Genomic DNA, 15,548 nt, shown 5'->3' with positions numbered 1-15,548 from the left:
GGCCGCGGCGAGTGCGCCACGTCGCTCAGCTGCCGAAAGGCAGGGTGCCGGGCGAAATCTGGTAACCCGAGCTGCCCGCGGAAACGCCGCCCCAGGCGTTGAGCAACCAGTTGAGCACATTGGTGATCATCAGAAACCTCCGTAATGGCGACTGCCAGCTGTTTGCCAATCGAAATCAGTATCGGCATGCTATTTCTTCGCGTTACAAAATGCCTACGTTCAGGCATTATGCGGAATCGCTATCGAATGGTGCGGCATTGCCTGGGGAGGAGATTCTCGGCCGATTGTGGCGGACGACGTCCCGAGCCCACACCGGGGCAGAATGATCCGGGTGCGCAACTCGATGGTCGAGCCGGGAGCGGGCCGGACCGGTTCGTCCAGGACCCTGACAGCGGATCGGCCGATCGATCTCGCGTGCACCCTCGCCCCGCTCGGCCGTGGCAACGGCGACCCCTGCCATCGGGTCTCCAGCGACGGCGCGCACTGGCACGCTTGCCGCCTCCCCACCGGTCCGGTCACCTACCGGTTGACCCAGTCCGGGCAGTGCGTTGTCGAGGCCCGCGCCTGGGGCCCCGGCGCGGCCGAATTTTTAGACGGCCTCGAGCACATGCTGTGCCTGGACGAGGACCTCTCGACGTTCGCTCCCGATCACCCGAAGCTCGTCGACGCCCACCGCCGTTATCCAGGTCTGCGCATGCTGCGGACCGGACTGGTCTTCGAGGCGCTGGTACCTGCCGTGCTGGAACAAAAAGTGCACACCGTCTCGGCTCGCGCCTCGTGGCGAACACTGGTGCGGCGGTTCGGGGAGCCCGCGCCCGGGCCCGCGCCGGAGGAGATGCGACTGCCGCCGGACGCCGACACCTGGCGGCGGATTCCGTCCTGGACCTACCATCGCGCCAACGTCGGCCCGCAGCGGGCTCAGACCATCGTGCGCGCGGCCCGAGTGGCGAGCTCGCTGGAGCGAGCGGCACAGGCCGATCCGGCCGAGGCCGCGCGCATGCTGCGGGCCATCCCCGGCATCGGGGTGTGGACCGCCGCGGAGATAGCACAGCGGGCGTTCGGTGACGCCGATGCGTTGTCGGTCGGCGACTACCATCTCGCCGCGACGGTCGGCTGGACCCTGCTCGGTCGCCCACTCGATGATGAGGCGCTGGTCGACTACCTGGAACCGCTACGCCCGCATCGGTATCGGGCGATCCGGCTGCTCGAGATCAGCGGACATTTCCACAAGCCGAAGTTCGGCCCGCGCACGCCGCTGACGGACCACACCTGGCACTGAGCGACCTGCGCCGGGGCGCGTGATCGGCCGAGGAGACCGCCAACTACTCAGCTGGGCAGCGCGCGCTCGTCGAGCACGCACTTGCCCGCCTCTACCAGCGTCGTGCGCGCGCGGCGGCGCACTTGGCACCGGTCCACGGTGCAGTCGATATGTAATTGCATTGCGGCATGGGCTTGCTCGATGCTCATCGCACCAGGATCGGCTCCGCAGGCGAGCAGTGCGGCGACCTGTAGGTTCACCTCGGTCAGCGGCATCAGGCGACTCCCTTTCCGCGGGCGCCGACGATCCGGCGATACCTGGTCGGGGCGGGACGGAGCCCCCGCGGTCGGCGCGCGGTCATTTCGACCTCGTCGGCCGGCTCGCCCACTGAACCAAGCGGGGTGGGTAGGACTTCGGCCACACGCAGGGCGGCGATCGCCTGCGCGCAGGTCAGGCCCAGGGAAGGCACCACCCAGCTCTCTTGTCCGATTCCACGTGCCCGATGCGGAGTGAGATCGCTGGTCATCAACGACGACGCTATGACGTGTGCTGCCATGACTCCTCGTTCTGCGTGCGACTCCAGTGCGTGCCCGTGGGTTTCGCAGTGGGCGACGAACGGGCCGGAGACCTTCCGGGCATACTTCCAGCACACCACCGCCTCGACTGTGGGACAACGATCATCGTGGATATCCAAGATTTTCGCGCGAATTCCCAGCACGAAATCCAGCTCGGAGGAGAGGATTCTCCATAGTGGACGAAAGAGCCCTCCGCCCAAGCGAAGCGACGGGGAACCGAGCTTGTGGGTCGACCCAGATCGCCCTCGGGCGGTAATCGGAACACAGAACGGAGCGTGCTGTGTCAGAGAGTTCGGTAAGAGCGTCAGCGAATTCCCAGGAAGCGTCCTGCGGGTCCGACAAACCGAGCGGTTCCGAAAATCCCTCCTCAACCCTACCCCGCAGGCAACTCGGCAGATACCTCCGGGATTGGCGCACTCAGGCGGGGCTCACCATCGCCGAGGCGTCGAAGCTTATGGAATGGGGCGCAAGTACTTTGCAGCGCATGGAGAAGGGGCAAGCCGATCGCATCCGCACCATCGACATCCAGGAACTTTGCCGGATCTACGGGATTCCGGACGACCTGGCCGACGGTCTCAAGGGTCTGGCCCAGCAGGCGGCGGTCAAGAGTTGGTGGCACGCCTACGGCGATCTGATCCCCGAAAACTTCGATGTCTACGTCGGTCTGGAGGCATCAGCCCGCCACCTCACCTCCTACCAGTCCGAACTCGTCCTCGGGTTGTTGCAGACCGCCGACTACGCCATGGCGTTGAATCGTCTGGGCTATCCCGATGATTCGGAGGCGGAACTCCATCGGCGGGTCCAGCTGCGCTTACAGCGGCAGGCCCTGGTCACGAGGAAGGCGTCGCCCGCCACCGTTGACGTGGTCTTGCACGAGTCCGTGCTGCGCAGAGTAGTTGGTGGCGTAAAAGTGATGGCGGCGCAGCTACGACATCTTGCTGATTTCAGTACTCGAAGCAATATCTCGCTGCGTATCCTGCCGTTCGCGGCTGGTGTCCCGCTCGGAGTATCCACCGGTCCGTTCACGGTTCTCGAGTTCGGAACCGATAGCAAAGGGCAGCCGGTCGAACCGTCAGTGGTGTACACGGAAGGTTTCACCGGAGATCTTTACTTGGAAAGACGTGCCGATGTGCGGCGGTACGATCGGGCGCACGAGTGCCTCCAGCGCTGTGCGCTGGATATTCAGTCGAGTAGACACCTGCTTCGGCAGGTAGCGAAGGAGTATGCGGCATGAGTTTCGATCTGGTTGGAGCGCAGTGGTTCAAGAGCACCCGCAGTGGAGCGGGCAAGGACTGTGTGGAGGTGGCTTTCCTCGACGGTAGCCACGTCGGCGTCCGTGACAGCAAGAACCCCGGCGGACCAGCCCTCGTGTTCACACCAGTGGAATGGGATGCGTTCACCGCCGGTGTGACCGGTGGAGAGTTCGTCCGCTCATAAGGGCAGCAGAGAGAGCAAAGGAGTCCATGTCGTGAGCATCCAAGGCAACACGAACGTCGATCTGGCCGGCGCGACCTGGCGTAAGGCGGGCGAAGGCGCGAGCAATAGCGTGGAGGTAGCGCTGCTCGCCGACGGGCACGTAGGCCTACGCAACGGCAAGGATCCCGACGGACCCGTGCTGATCTTCACCCCGGGGGAATGGGCGGCCTTCACCGCGGGCGTCCACGACGGTGAGTTCGACCGGCCGGAATAGTGATGGCACGGCCCGGCGGCGGGTGACGAGCTGCCGGGCCGAAGTCGGACGGACACAATACCCCCGATACGCGCGCACGATGTGACACACTCTGCACTTTCAGATCACGAAATGACAGAGATTCGACAACGAAAAATGTTTGCCCCGGCTGCTGACGGGTAGACAACTTGTTGTGGACCGTGGGCTCAAGAGTTCCCATCCCCGCTACAAGAAACTGCGTCCGGGGGATTGGGTCGAATGGCTGATCGTCGCGCTGTTGTTCGCGGTGTCGGCAATCGGTGTCTTCATCCTCACCAGCTCGGTGCTGTCGGCCTTGTTCGTCGGCCTGCTGGTGTGGATCGTCGCCATCGGTGTGGTGGCGACGCTGTAAGCGTGCGCCCACCGGCCGGGTGTGCTCCCGGCCGGTTGCCACGGCGTGCTAGCGTCGGAAAAGCTTGTTGCCCAGCCAGACCAGTGGATCGTATTTCCGGTCGGCCACCCGCTCCTTGAGCGGAATCAACGCGTTGTCGGTGATCTTGATATGCTCCGGGCAGACCTCGGTGCAGCACTTGGTGATATTGCAGAAGCCGAGTCCTTGCTCGTCCTGTGCCAGTCCCCTGCGGTCGGCCACATCCAGCGGATGCATCTCCAACTCGGCGATCCGCATCAGGTACCGCGGCCCCGCGAACGATGTCTTGTTCTCCTCATGGTCACGCACCACGTGGCAGGTGTCCTGACACAGGAAGCACTCGATGCATTTGCGGAATTCCTGCGAACGCTGCACGTCGACCTGCTGCATCCGGTAGTCGCCCGGCTTCAGATCGTCAGGCGGCGTGAACGACGGGATTTCCCTGGCCTTCTCGTAGTTGAAGGAAACATCGGTCACCAGATCCTTGATCACCGGAAAGGTGCGCATCGGCGTCACCGTGATCACTTCGTCCTCGGTGAAGGTGGACATGCGCGTCATGCACAGCAGGCGCGGACGCCCGTTCACCTCGGCCGAACAGGAACCGCACTTGCCCGCCTTGCAGTTCCAGCGGACAGCCAGGTCGGGTGCCTGCGTGGCCTGCAGCCGGTGAATGATGTCGAGCACCACCTCGCCCTCGTTCACCAGCACGGTGAAGTCGTGCAGTGCACCGCCCTCGAGGTCGCCGCGCCACACGCGGAACTCGGCGTCGTAACCCATCGCTACGCCTCTCGCTCAGTGGAATTCCCGGCCGCCGCCGGATGCCCGGCGAGTTCGGTCGGGCTGTAGTACTTTTCGAGCTCGTCGAGATCGAACAGAGCTAGCAGCTCGCGCCGCATCGGAACCTGCTCCTTGGGCGTCACCGTGACGGCGGGGATCGGGTCGTCGGCCGTGTTCGGGTCCACCGCGCAGACCAGAAGCCTGTTGCGCCAGTCGGGATCCATCGACGGGTGGTCGTCGCGGGTGTGCCCGCCGCGACTTTCGGTGCGCAGCAGGGCGGCCTGCGCGACGCACTCGCTCACCAGCAGCATGTTCTGCAGGTCGAGGGCGAGATGCCAGCCGGGGTTGAACTGGCGGTGTCCCTCCACGGTGACCTGTCGGAACCGGGCCCGCAGCGCGGCCAGCTTGCTGATCGCCTCGCGCACCTCGTGTTCCTTGCGGATGATGCCGACCAGGTCGTTCATCGACTGCTGCAGATCGGTGTGCAGCGTGTAGGGGTTCTCGCCGCTGTCCTCGGTAGGTGGATCAAACGGGGCCAGTGCGACTTTCGCGGCCTTTGCGATGTCGTTCTCGGAGATCGACGGGCGCTCGCCGAGGCCCTCGACATAGGCGGCAGCGCCGAGTCCGGCGCGGCGGCCGAACACCAGCAGGTCCGACAGCGAGTTCCCGCCCAGCCGATTCGATCCGTGCATTCCGCCGGAACACTCGCCTGCCGCGAACAGACCGGGCACGGTAGCCGCGCCGGTATCTGGATCGACCTCGACGCCCCCCATCACGTAGTGGCAAGTCGGGCCGACTTCCATCGGCTCCCTCGTGATGTCCACGTCCGCGAGCTCTTTGAACTGGTGATGCATCGAAGGCAGCCGCCGCACGATCTCCTCGGCGGGCATCCGGGAGGCGATATCGAGGTAGACACCGCCGTGCTCGGTGCCGCGGCCAGCCTTGACCTCCTCGTTGATCGCACGCGCGACCTCGTCACGCGGCAGGAGGTCCGGGGTGCGGCGTGCGGAATCGTTGTCGCGCAACCACTGATCGGCCTCGGCCTCGGTCTCGGCGTACTGCCCCTTGAAGACCGGCGGAATATAGTCGAACATGAACCGCTTGCCCTCGGTGTTCTTCAGCACCCCGCCGTCGCCGCGAACGCCCTCGGTGACCAAGATGCCCTTCACGCTGGGCGGCCAGACCATGCCGGTCGGATGAAACTGCAGGAACTCCATGTTGATCAGCGTCGCGCCCGCCCGCAGTGCGAGGGCATGCCCGTCGCCGGTGTACTCCCAGGAGTTCGAGGTCACCTTGTACGACTTGCCGATGCCGCCGGTCGCCAATACCACCGCCGGCGTCTCGAACAGGATGAAGCGGCCTGATTCGCGCCAGTACCCGAACGCGCCGGAAATTCGGTCGCCGTCCTTGAGTAGTTCGGTGATCGTACATTCGGCGAACACTTTGATCCGCGACTCGTAGTCGCCGGTCTCCGCGAAATCCTCCTGCTGCAGCGAGACGATCTTCTGCTGCATGGTGCGGATGATCTCCAGGCCGGTCCGGTCACCGACGTGCGCGAGCCGCGGATACGTGTGGCCGCCGAAGTTGCGCTGGCTGATGCGGCCGTCCGGGGTCCGATCGAACAGCGCCCCATAGGTTTCCAGTTCCCACACCCGATCGGGTGCTTCTTGGGCATGCAATTCGGCCATGCGCCAGTTGTTCAGGAACTTGCCACCACGCATCGTGTCCCTGAAATGAATTTGCCAGCTGTCCTTTTCATTGGCATTGCCCATGGACGCGGCGCAGCCGCCTTCGGCCATCACGGTGTGTGCCTTGCCGAACAGCGACTTGCACACCACCGCGACGGACAGACCGTGTTCTCTTGCCTCGATCACCGCCCGCAATCCGGCGCCGCCCGCTCCGATCACGACGACGTCGTAGTTGTGCCGTTCCACTTCTGCCATGCAGAGAAACTCCTCAGTGAGGCGGTCAGTTGATGAACCGCAGGTCCGAAATCGTCTTGCTGGCAACCAACATGACGTAGAAGTCGGTCAGCACGAGCGTGCCGAGGGTGGTCCAGGCCAGCGCCATGTGCCGGGTGTTGAGCTTGGAGACCTGGGTCCAGAACCAGTAGCGCACCGGATGAGCGGAGAAGTGCTTGAGCCGTCCGCCCGCGATATGCCTGCAGGAATGGCACGACAGCGTGTAGGCCCACAGCAGGATCACGTTGACCAACAGCACGATATTGCCGAGGCCGAAACCGAAACCGCCGGTTTTGCCGTGGAACGCGACGATCGCGTCGTAGGTGTTGATCACCGAAACCACAACGGCCACATAGAAGAAGTAGCGGTGCACGTTCTGGATGATCAGCGGCAGCCTCGTCTCGCCGGTGTAGGTGGCGTGCGGCTCGGCTACGGCGCAGGCGGGCGGGGAGAACCACACCGCCCGGTAGTAGGCCTTGCGGTAGTAATAGCAGGTCAGCCGGAAGCCGAGCAGGAAAGGCAGCACCACGAAGCCGAGCGGCAGGAGCACGGGCAGCTCGCCGAACGGCGTGCCGAAATGGCTCGATCCCTCGACGCAAGAGGTGCTCAGGCACGGCGAGTAGAACGGTGTCAGGTAGTGGTATTCCGAAACCCAATATGCAGTGCGTACATACGATCTGATCGTCGCGTAAATAACAAACGCGGCTAGCCCGAGCACCGTGACAAGTGGGGGAACCCACCATCGGTCAGTGCGCAAACTACGTTCGGAGATTCGGGCCCTTGTTCTGCTGAAGACGCCGGTGCCCGTCTCCGAGGCGGCGGTCGGTGCGGCACTCACTGGGATGCCTCGCTGATCTGGTGTGCGGGTGGTCATCGTTACCTCCGCAATCGAATGTGATGCTGAGCACCATACGACACACGTGCTATCGAGCGAGCGGGGTCCCGGCAATACCCGCCCGCTCATATGTCCGTGATTTGTGCCACATCCGGCGTCGCGTCGCCGAGTCGCCGAGGTCGGTGAATGCACCGCAAACACTTCGAACTCGCCTGAACGGAGTTGGTCCGGCGGGCGGACGCGTCAAGGAAGCTCGAGGTTGAATATCACGCCGGCACGCGATGCCCGGGCAGCAAAAGTATCGTTACCTCTACTGGAGATGTACCTGTTGACGTGCGCTGATGTGGCGTCGTCGCACGGGCTCGGCCGGAATGGATCGCGCCTGAACCCCCGCGATGGGTTGCGAACTGCTCGTAGAAATGCGAGTAAAGCCCAGAATCGCCTGCGAATGTATGTTCGAATCGCTGCCCGGGATAGCTTCACACAGCGGGAGCGAAAACCACGCTGCCGCAATCGAATGGTTCTCAGTTGTTGTTTGCCGCCCGCTCTGGGCGGTGCCGTCGTCGGCGGAGAATCGGGGATCGGTACCGGGAGTGGCCCGGCCGCCGGTCATCGCGCCGGAGAATGACGCGGAGTCGACCAGACGTCCCCCGCCCCGGGGAGGCAGTGGCGTGGAAGCGTCTACCCCGGCCGGTCGGAAGGGCGCGGACTGCCATTTCTGAGGAATTGCTGCCTGACTCGGGGAGTGGCTCACATACCGGGTAGCGGCATCTGTTGTTCTGTCCCGTGCAAGCGCATCACGGGCCCGGCCGGTGACGGGCGGACCCGTGATGCGCTGGCGTTGCGGGGCTACTTGGTCCGCGGCCTGGAGTGGAAGCCGAGTCCCTCGTCTTGTGCGCCCATCCATGCGGCCTCGTCGGACTTGCTGTCCGGAACGTAGATCGTGTCCTGCGGTCGGCGCGGCACTTCCGGGGGTGGCGACTGCTCGAGTTCGTCGGCGTCTATGACGAGCCGTTCGAGATCGTTCTCCAGGCGGCGCACGGTATTGGCGTCGCCATAGTGGGTGCGCAGTGCGCCGATGGATTGCCGGAGCTGGCCGACCGCGTAGCGGAGTTCCGCGAAATCGCTGCGTGTCATCGATGCCTCCTCTATTCCTTGGCGGACAGTCGAACTCGGCGGGTAATGCGTGGTTTCCGCCTGTCTCGAACCATGCTCCACCGAGTTGTGTGACCCACCACACAACGTGATCTACAACACAGTACCGAATGATTTCGATTCTTGCTCGCTCGAAGTCGATCCCGCCGCTTGTGGCGTGTTTTACGGGTGTCGGCGATCAGCCCGCGGCCGCGAATTCGGATCCTCGGCCCGCCGCGCCGAAGGCTCTCTCGACGAGCCCGACGATGGACAGCGCGACCTCGTCGGCCCGCTCCAGCATCACGCTGTGCCCTGCCCCTTCCAGGCGCACCAGCTCCGAACTCGCCAGCTGGGAGGCCAGCACCACGGAGTGCGCGAACGGAATCACGATGTCCGCCGAGCCCGCAAGTACCAGCGCGGGGATTGTGCCGAGGCGGTGCAGTGTCGCTGTCTCGTCGAAAGTGATCAACGAGTGCAGGAAGCTGGACATCGTCAGCAGTGAGGTGTCGTTGAGCATCGCGGTGGCGAGCGCGACGATGCGTGGATTCACCTTCCTGGTACCGAAGTTGGCCTCCCGGATGATCGGCTCGAACAACCGCCGCGACAGTCGCTTGGACGCCTGCATCGTCCGGGGCGCCCGGGTGACGGCGGCTTGCAGCGATATCACCGCACGCCGGCTCAGGAAGCGGCCGAGCCCGACCTCGGTGACGCCGTTGGCGGCTCCCGCGAGCAGTCCGACGCCGACGACGCGCGTGCCGATGGCCTCCGGAAACAGCCGAGCATAGGCGAGCACCACCATCGCGCCCATCGAGTGTCCGACCAGGATCAACCGACCGGTCGGCGCGACCGTCCGCAGCACGGTGTCCAAGTCGTGTCCGAGTTGGTCGATCGTGTAGGTCGACGGATCCGCCATTCCCGACTCGCCGTGGCCTCGGTGGTCGTAGAACACCATCCTGGTGTCGCTACCCCACTGCCGGAGCAGTTGGTCACGCAGGAAGGACCAGGATTCGGTGCGTAAGCAGTGACCATGCACGAAGACGACAGTCGCGGGAGCGTCCTCGGCGCCGAAGAGACGGACCGCGAGAGGGACACCGTCATCGGCCGACACCGTGACATGTCGGCCGTCGTAATCGGCGGCGCGGCGGGCGATCGTCGTGGACATGACACTCTCCTGAGGGCGAGCACCTGACGGAGCTTCTTGCCTGGTTGTCGATCCGGATTTCCGTGCCGTTAACGCCGCATACCCGCCGTTATGGACCCGTTGTCCACCGGGAGACGGCGAACGACACCTCGTCCCGCCGTCGCGCTCGCCGAGGAATCCGGGAAAGTGGGCCGGAAGTCGAATTCCGTAGCAAGTCCGGGAATCCGCCGCTTGTCTCTCTATCGACCAATCGAGTGGTTCTCCTAGAGTCCACTAGATTTTGTCATCCAACGGGCCGTCGCTGATGGCCGGTAAATCTGCGCCTCTCTACAAACATTCCTATACAGCCGAATATCGTGCGAGCGTCGAACCCGCGGCGTCACGTTCGGGTACCGCCTCGAACGTGACAAACGTCCTCGCCTAATGCGCGAGGACGTTTGTCCACCGGCAGGCCGCGCCTGGCTGTGCGAGGGCCCGTGGCGCTGATGCGCCGGGACGAGCGAAGGCGAGGCAGCCGCCTATGTGCCCGCGTGGCTGCGGGTCGAGGGGAGGAACGGGCGCAGGAGGTTCGCCTCGGTCGACGGACCCACCTGCCACTCGGCGATCCACGGCCCGGTCCCCTCGCTCGGATCGAGCACGCCCTCCTCCAGCCACTGGTAGCGACCGTCGAGTACGCCGCGGGTGAGGGTGCGATCATCGTCGTCGGTGTTGTCCCACAGCGCGTCGAACAGCTTGCGCACGCGTACCCGCGACTGCCTGCAGAAGACATCCGCCAACTCCTCGGCGGACTTGCCTTCCGGCGCGCCCGCGCTGCGCAGCGCCTGTGCACGTACGCAGGCTGCCGACATCGCGAACAACTCGGCGCCGATGTCGACGATCCGGCCGAGGAAGTTCTGCCGGTACTCGAGGCCGGCCTGCCAACGGCCCATCGCGTACATCAGCGATCTGGCCTGCTTGCGCGAACTGCGCTCGACGAACCGCAAATGACGTGCCAACGGGCCGAATTCAGGATAGGCCGCTGGCACTGTGCCCGCCCCGACGGCCAGCTGCGGGAACCACTTGGCGTAGAACCCGGTCGCGCCGACGGCAGCCTTGGCTTTGTCCTTCAACTCGGCCTTGCGGTCGACCAGCGCGCCTGCGGCCGCCATGTGCGCGTCGGCCATCTCCCTGGCGATCAGCAGTCGCATGATCTCGCTGGAACCTTCGAAGATGCGGTTGATCCGCAGGTCGCGCACAAGTTGCTCGGCGCCGACTGCACGCTCGCCACGTGCGGCGAGTGAGGCCGCTGTCTCGTATCCGCGACCGCCGCGGATCTGCACGAGCTCGTCGGCGACCCGGCAGCTCATCTCGCTGGCCCACAGCTTGGCCAGGGCCGCCTCGATCCGGATGTCGTTGCGCGCCTCGTCGCACATGGCCGCTGACAGGTCGAGCGTTGCCTCCAGCGCGAAGGCGGTGGCCGCGATGAACGAGATCTTCGCGCCGACGGCGGCGTGCTCGCCGACCGGCCTGCCCCACTGCACCCGCTGCGTGCTCCACTCCCGCGCGATCTTCAGCGACCACTTCGCTGCCGCGGTACACAAGGCGGGAATGGCGAGTCTGCCCGCGTTCAGGGTGGTGAGTGCGATCTTGAGGCCGTCGCCCTCGCGGCCGATCAAATTGCGCTTGGGCACCCGGACGTTGTGCATCCGGGTGACGCCGTTCTCGATGCCGCGCAGGCCCATGAACGCGTTGCGCCGCTCCACCGTGATGCCCGGCGAATCGGCTTCGACCACGAACGCCGAGATGCCGCCGCGATGTCCCTCGCTCTTGGGTACGCGCGCCATCACGACGAGCAGTTCGGCGACTACGCCGTTCGTCGTCCACAGCTTGACGCCGTTGAGCTCGTAGAACTCGCCGTCCTCGATGGGCGTCGCGGTGCTGGCCATGCGGGCCGGGTCGGAGCCCACGTCGGGCTCGGTGAGCAGGAACGCGCTGACCGCGCCCGCCGCGCAGCGGGGCAGGAACTCGGCCTTCTGCTCGGGGGTGCCCGCCAGCTTCAGCGGTTCTGGTACTCCGATGGACTGGTGCGCCGAGAGCAGCACGCCCAGGCTCGGGTGTGCGGAACCGATCAGCATCAGCGCCCTGTTGTACCCGAACTGGGAAAGGCCCTGGCCGCCATAGGCTTCCGGGATTTTCAGGCCGAAGCAGCCGAGTTCGGCCAGGCCTTTCACATAGTCGTCCGGGATTCGGCCTTCGGATTCGATCACCGATCCGTCGAGTGTCTCGCAGTACTGCCGCAGCCGGGCCAGGTAGGCCTCGGTGCGTGCGGTGTCCTCTGAGCCGGGTTGCGGGTAGGGATGGATCAGATCGAGCCGGAATCGTCCCAGAAACATCTCCTTGGCGAATGATGGCTTGGCCCAGCTGGTTTCGCGGGACTCCTCGACTAGTGCGCGGGCCTGTTCTTCGGTCGCGTCGACTTTCGCGGCTGTCGCCATGATGCCCTCCTAGGACGTGATCGGGATCACATCCCAGTGTAGGAGGGTTTGTTACCCGCTGGTAGGTCTTCGCGTCGAGAGAAATCTACGAATATCTACTCATTTTGCGAGAGAAATCGATCTACGGCCGATCCACACGGTCATCGGCCGCGGCCTCCGCCGTCAGACCGAGCGGAGGTAGCGGCCGAAATGCGGCACGGTGAAACCGACCGTCCCGCGTTCAGCCGAGTAGATGAGGCCCTTCTTGATCAAGCCGTCGCGCGCCGGGGACAGCGAGGCGGGTTTGCGCCGGAGTTCGTTGGCCACCGCCGCGGTCGCCACCGGGCCGTCGTCACCGGCCAGGTCGGCCATGGCGCGCATATACTCACGCTCCGCGGGGGTTGCGCGCTCATAGCGGGAACCGAAGAAGCCGACCGCCAACTCCTCCTCCGCGGAGGGGGCGGCCACCTCGACGTCGTCGGCACCGATGGGACTTTCCGGCGCCTGGTCCCAGGCCGCTTTCCCATACGCCTGCACGAAATAGGGGTAGCCATCGGCCTTGTCGTAGAGGGCATCGAGCGCTTCGTCGGTGAACTTCACGTCTTCGCGCTGAGCGGGCGCGATCAGAGCCTGGTCCGCGGACTCTCGGTCGAGCCGGTCGATCCTGTGATAGCTGAATAGTCGCTCGGAGTAGCTCTTCGAGGCGGACAGCACCGCGGGCAGGTGCGGGAGGCCTGCGCCGACCACGATCAGCGGCGCCGCGTCCTGGCTCAGCTCGTGGCAGGCGCCGCAGATCGCGGAGATGTCGGCGGCGCCGAGATCCTGCATCTCGTCGATGAAGAGCGCGATGCCGACGCCGATGTCACTGGCCAGCGCGGCGGCCTCGACCAGAAGTTCCACGAGATCGATCTCGATGTCGCCGGAATCGGCCCGACCGGTCACGGCGGGCACGTCGATGCCGGGTTGCCAGCGTTCCCGCATACCCTTGTCGGCGGTGGCCCGCAACGCGAAAGCCTTGAGGATGCCGAGGAAGTCGTCGACCCGCTCCGGATCGCGGTGTGCCATGGCGATCGCACGCACGGCCATATGCAGCGCCGAGGACAGCGGGCGGCGCAGTTCCTGGTCCGGCCGCGCTTCGATTTTGCCGGTGCCCCAGCCGCGCGAGATCGCGGCGGAACGAAGTTGGTTGAGCAGCACGGTCTTCCCGACACCGCGCAGGCCGGTGAGCATGACGCTCCGTTCCGGACGACTGCGCGCGACACGTTCGAGCACAATGTCGAACGCGGTGAGTTGTTTGTCGCGCCCGGCTAATTCGGGCGGGCGCTGTCCCGCCCCGGGTGCATACGGATTCCGCACGGGGTCCATGCCCGGACACCGTAGCCTGTCTTGTCCCCGTAATCTGGGTCTGTCTACGGCGTGTCCTAGAGATGCTTAGCGGACGGTATTGCACTAGTGCTCGCGCCGTCGAACTTCTACGCTGATGGCGGTTCGGCCAGAATGGTCGCGCGCTACCGCGCGCGGGAACGGAGGGGCATGTCCGACGAACCCATCGCTGAAACCACCGCAGAGGTGGTCGAGTCGTGGAACGTGCCGGCGGGCGCCACGGTGGCGCAGCGCATCAGGTCCAACATTCTCGTCGCGATCGAACGCGGCTACGACGACCCCCAGCTCGTCGCGGACCTCGCGGTCGGCCCGCTGGTCATGGCGCTGGGCAGACTCGAGGTCGATCTGGCCGACGCGCGGCGCAGGATCGATGAGCTCGAGCGCGCGCTCAGGACGCGCCCCGCCGAATCCTGATCGCACGACCGCGATTCGCCGCAGATGTCCGTTCGGTGATCGAGCGTCGAAGGTTGAGATCGAGTCGTGACCATCGGGGTGTGCGGTTTTCGTCGGATCATCCAGGCTTTTCGGTGTCGATGGAGAAACGCAGCTCTGTGCGCTGGACAACACCGCGTTCGCGTCGTAATCTCTTCGTGACTTAGTGGAGTCAGTCGCTTCGTAAGAGAAACGGCGCCACTAGTTACCGCCTAAGCGGCTGTCGAGGCCAATCGGTCTCGGCTGTCGTGCCGGGGACCCACAGGTTCGTCTGGGGTGAATCCTTGCGGCCATTTCGGTTGCGAGGTAGGGCCGTTCTCCCGGCCCGAACCCGTCAGCTAACCCGGTCGGCGGGAGAGCAGCAAGATCGGAGAAGTAGCTCGGTGGGTAAACACAGCTTGCAGCGGGATTCTCGGGTTCCGAATTCCGTCAAGGGCGCCATTGTGATGGGTGCGGTTGCCGCGACTGGCGCGATGCCGGCGATTCCGGCGATGGCCGCGACCATCAACATTCCCGGCGTCGGCAACTTCGACATCCCGCAGGAATACGAGCAGCCGGCCCAGCAGCTCAGCCAGCAGATCCAGCAGGCGCTTGCGGCCGCCCCCGCTGCCCCCGCCGCGCCGCAGGCGGCTCCTCAGCCGCCCGCTTTCGCGCCGTTGCTGCCGGATCTGTTCGCCCAGCCGAGCAACCCGGGTGACATCGCCCTCGACGCCGCCAAGAGTAAGGTCGGCGCCCAGTACTCCTGGGGCGCCGCGGGACCCAGGTCCTTCGACTGCTCCGGACTCGTCCAGTGGGCATTCCGCCAGGCGGGAGTCGAACTGCCCCGTACCAGCTTCGAGCAGTCGCACGTCGGCGCTCCGGTGGCATTCCAGAACCTGGAGCCTGGCGATATCGTCGTCACCAACAACGGCAGCCATGTCGGTATCTACGCGGGCGACGGGAAGCTGCTGAACGCGGTGCAGTCAGGAACGCCGGTTTCCTACACCCCCCTGCGCCCCGACATGGTGGTCACCGCACGCCGTATCGTGTAACGAGTGGCTCGCGCCGAACACGGCACCAAGAACAACGCGACGCAGGCCCGAGTCGACTCGTGGACCTGGGCGGTGCGTCTGTTCAAGACCAGATCCGCTGCCGCGGAGGCCTGTCGTGGCGGACATGTTCGCGTGAACGGCTCGACGGCCAAGCCCGCGCAACCGGTGCGTCCCGGCGATGAGGTCCGGATCCGGATGGGCGGTCTCGAACGCATCGTCATCGTGGAGCGGATCGTCACCAAGCGGGTCGGTGCTCCGATCGCGGCGCAGTGCCTGATCGACCGCAGTCCGCCCCCTCCCCCGCGGGAGATTGCGGCGACCATGCCCCGTCGAGATCGCGGGGCAGGACGGCCGACCAAGCGCGAGCGACGCGAGACCGATCGGCTCCTGGGCCGGACCGAGCACTGAATTCGCTAGCGGTTCACGTTACCGCTGCCGATGGCACACAGACGGCTTCCCGGCTCCGGTATGTGCGCTATGAGCCGACAAC

At 65.2% G+C, this 15,548-nt stretch carries 17 protein-coding genes and 1 riboswitch; of the genes, 8 read left to right on the top strand and 9 right to left on the bottom strand.

What is annotated here, in order from left to right:
* Positions 1-343: 343 nt before the first annotated feature.
* Positions 344-1,279, top strand: coding sequence for a DNA-3-methyladenine glycosylase family protein (locus tag OH799_RS24185; RefSeq protein ID WP_406282462.1), 936 nt, complete (start codon positions 344-346; stop codon positions 1,277-1,279).
* Between the two features lie 47 nt (positions 1,280-1,326).
* Here OH799_RS24185 and OH799_RS24180 read toward each other — a convergent pair whose 3' ends face one another.
* A complete protein-coding gene (locus OH799_RS24180) occupies positions 1,327-1,533 on the bottom strand; it encodes a hypothetical protein (RefSeq protein ID WP_406268277.1) in 207 nt (68 codons plus the stop codon).
* Positions 1,533-1,784 carry a hypothetical protein gene (locus OH799_RS24175; protein WP_406268274.1) on the bottom strand — a complete coding sequence of 84 codons (252 nt, stop codon included), beginning with the start codon at positions 1,782-1,784 and terminating at the stop codon, positions 1,533-1,535. The genes OH799_RS24180 and OH799_RS24175 overlap by 1 nt, the downstream gene beginning before the upstream one ends.
* 329 nt (positions 1,785-2,113) lie before the next feature.
* On the opposite strand from OH799_RS24175, the gene OH799_RS24170 reads away from it, so the two are divergent.
* The 4 genes from OH799_RS24170 to OH799_RS24155 all read left to right on the top strand — a co-directional run bounded on the left by OH799_RS24170 (position 2,114) and on the right by OH799_RS24155 (position 3,893).
* Entirely contained in the window at positions 2,114-3,067 is a 954-nt protein-coding gene (locus OH799_RS24170) for a helix-turn-helix domain-containing protein (RefSeq protein ID WP_406268271.1), read from the top strand.
* The gene (locus tag OH799_RS24165) at positions 3,064-3,270 is read left to right on the top strand and encodes a DUF397 domain-containing protein (protein ID WP_327111073.1); all 207 of its coding nucleotides are present in this window, start codon (positions 3,064-3,066) and stop codon (positions 3,268-3,270) included. The genes OH799_RS24170 and OH799_RS24165 overlap by 4 nt, the downstream gene beginning before the upstream one ends.
* Before the next feature lie 31 nt (positions 3,271-3,301).
* Positions 3,302-3,523 (top strand): DUF397 domain-containing protein, encoded by a 222-nt coding sequence (locus OH799_RS24160; protein WP_357258790.1) that lies wholly within the window; start codon positions 3,302-3,304, stop codon positions 3,521-3,523.
* Positions 3,524-3,695: 172 nt separating this feature from the next.
* On the top strand, positions 3,696-3,893 hold the full coding sequence (locus OH799_RS24155; RefSeq protein WP_357258793.1) for a hypothetical protein: 198 nt from the start codon (positions 3,696-3,698) through the stop codon (positions 3,891-3,893).
* Between the two features lie 48 nt (positions 3,894-3,941).
* On the opposite strand, the gene OH799_RS24150 is transcribed toward OH799_RS24155, so the two are convergent.
* The 7 genes from OH799_RS24150 to OH799_RS24120 all read right to left on the bottom strand — a co-directional run bounded on the left by OH799_RS24150 (position 3,942) and on the right by OH799_RS24120 (position 13,577).
* Positions 3,942-4,688, bottom strand: coding sequence for a succinate dehydrogenase/fumarate reductase iron-sulfur subunit (locus OH799_RS24150; RefSeq protein WP_406268266.1), 747 nt, complete (start codon positions 4,686-4,688; stop codon positions 3,942-3,944).
* 2 nt (positions 4,689-4,690) lie between these two features.
* Positions 4,691-6,631: a fumarate reductase/succinate dehydrogenase flavoprotein subunit gene (locus OH799_RS24145; RefSeq protein WP_406268264.1), complete on the bottom strand. Its 1,941-nt coding sequence runs from the start codon at positions 6,629-6,631 to the stop codon at positions 4,691-4,693.
* A gap of 25 nt (positions 6,632-6,656) precedes the next feature.
* Positions 6,657-7,523 carry a hypothetical protein gene (locus OH799_RS24140; protein ID WP_406268261.1) on the bottom strand — a complete coding sequence of 289 codons (867 nt, stop codon included), beginning with the start codon at positions 7,521-7,523 and terminating at the stop codon, positions 6,657-6,659.
* 810 nt (positions 7,524-8,333) lie between these two features.
* Positions 8,334-8,621, bottom strand: coding sequence for a hypothetical protein (locus OH799_RS24135; RefSeq protein WP_406268258.1), 288 nt, complete (start codon positions 8,619-8,621; stop codon positions 8,334-8,336).
* A 196-nt stretch (positions 8,622-8,817) separates the two neighbouring features.
* Positions 8,818-9,780: an alpha/beta fold hydrolase gene (locus OH799_RS24130; protein WP_406268255.1), complete on the bottom strand. Its 963-nt coding sequence runs from the start codon at positions 9,778-9,780 to the stop codon at positions 8,818-8,820.
* A 497-nt stretch (positions 9,781-10,277) separates the two neighbouring features.
* On the bottom strand, positions 10,278-12,233 hold the full coding sequence (locus tag OH799_RS24125) for an acyl-CoA dehydrogenase family protein (RefSeq protein WP_406268252.1): 1,956 nt from the start codon (positions 12,231-12,233) through the stop codon (positions 10,278-10,280).
* 162 nt (positions 12,234-12,395) lie between these two features.
* Complete coding sequence (locus OH799_RS24120; RefSeq protein WP_357258813.1) at positions 12,396-13,577, bottom strand: ATP-binding protein; 1,182 nt, start codon at positions 13,575-13,577, stop codon at positions 12,396-12,398.
* A gap of 168 nt (positions 13,578-13,745) precedes the next feature.
* Here OH799_RS24120 and OH799_RS24115 point away from each other — a divergent pair, with 168 nt between their 5' ends.
* The 3 genes from OH799_RS24115 (at position 13,746) to OH799_RS24105 (ending at position 15,466) form a co-directional block, all read left to right on the top strand.
* On the top strand, positions 13,746-14,009 hold the full coding sequence (locus OH799_RS24115) for a hypothetical protein (RefSeq protein WP_406268249.1): 264 nt from the start codon (positions 13,746-13,748) through the stop codon (positions 14,007-14,009).
* 217 nt (positions 14,010-14,226) lie between these two features.
* A riboswitch (cyclic di-AMP (ydaO/yuaA leader) is annotated at positions 14,227-14,395 on the top strand.
* A gap of 78 nt (positions 14,396-14,473) precedes the next feature.
* Positions 14,474-15,058 carry a C40 family peptidase gene (locus OH799_RS24110; protein WP_406282459.1) on the top strand — a complete coding sequence of 195 codons (585 nt, stop codon included), beginning with the start codon at positions 14,474-14,476 and terminating at the stop codon, positions 15,056-15,058.
* Between the two features lie 3 nt (positions 15,059-15,061).
* Positions 15,062-15,466: an RNA-binding S4 domain-containing protein gene (locus OH799_RS24105; protein WP_406268246.1), complete on the top strand. Its 405-nt coding sequence runs from the start codon at positions 15,062-15,064 to the stop codon at positions 15,464-15,466.
* The last annotated feature ends 82 nt before the right edge of the window (positions 15,467-15,548 follow it).

The sequence above is a fragment of the Nocardia sp. NBC_00881 genome (assembly GCF_045207455.1).
Classification (GTDB): Bacteria; Actinomycetota; Actinomycetes; order Mycobacteriales; family Mycobacteriaceae; genus Nocardia.
This window is presented reverse-complemented; position numbering and strand designations above follow the sequence as displayed.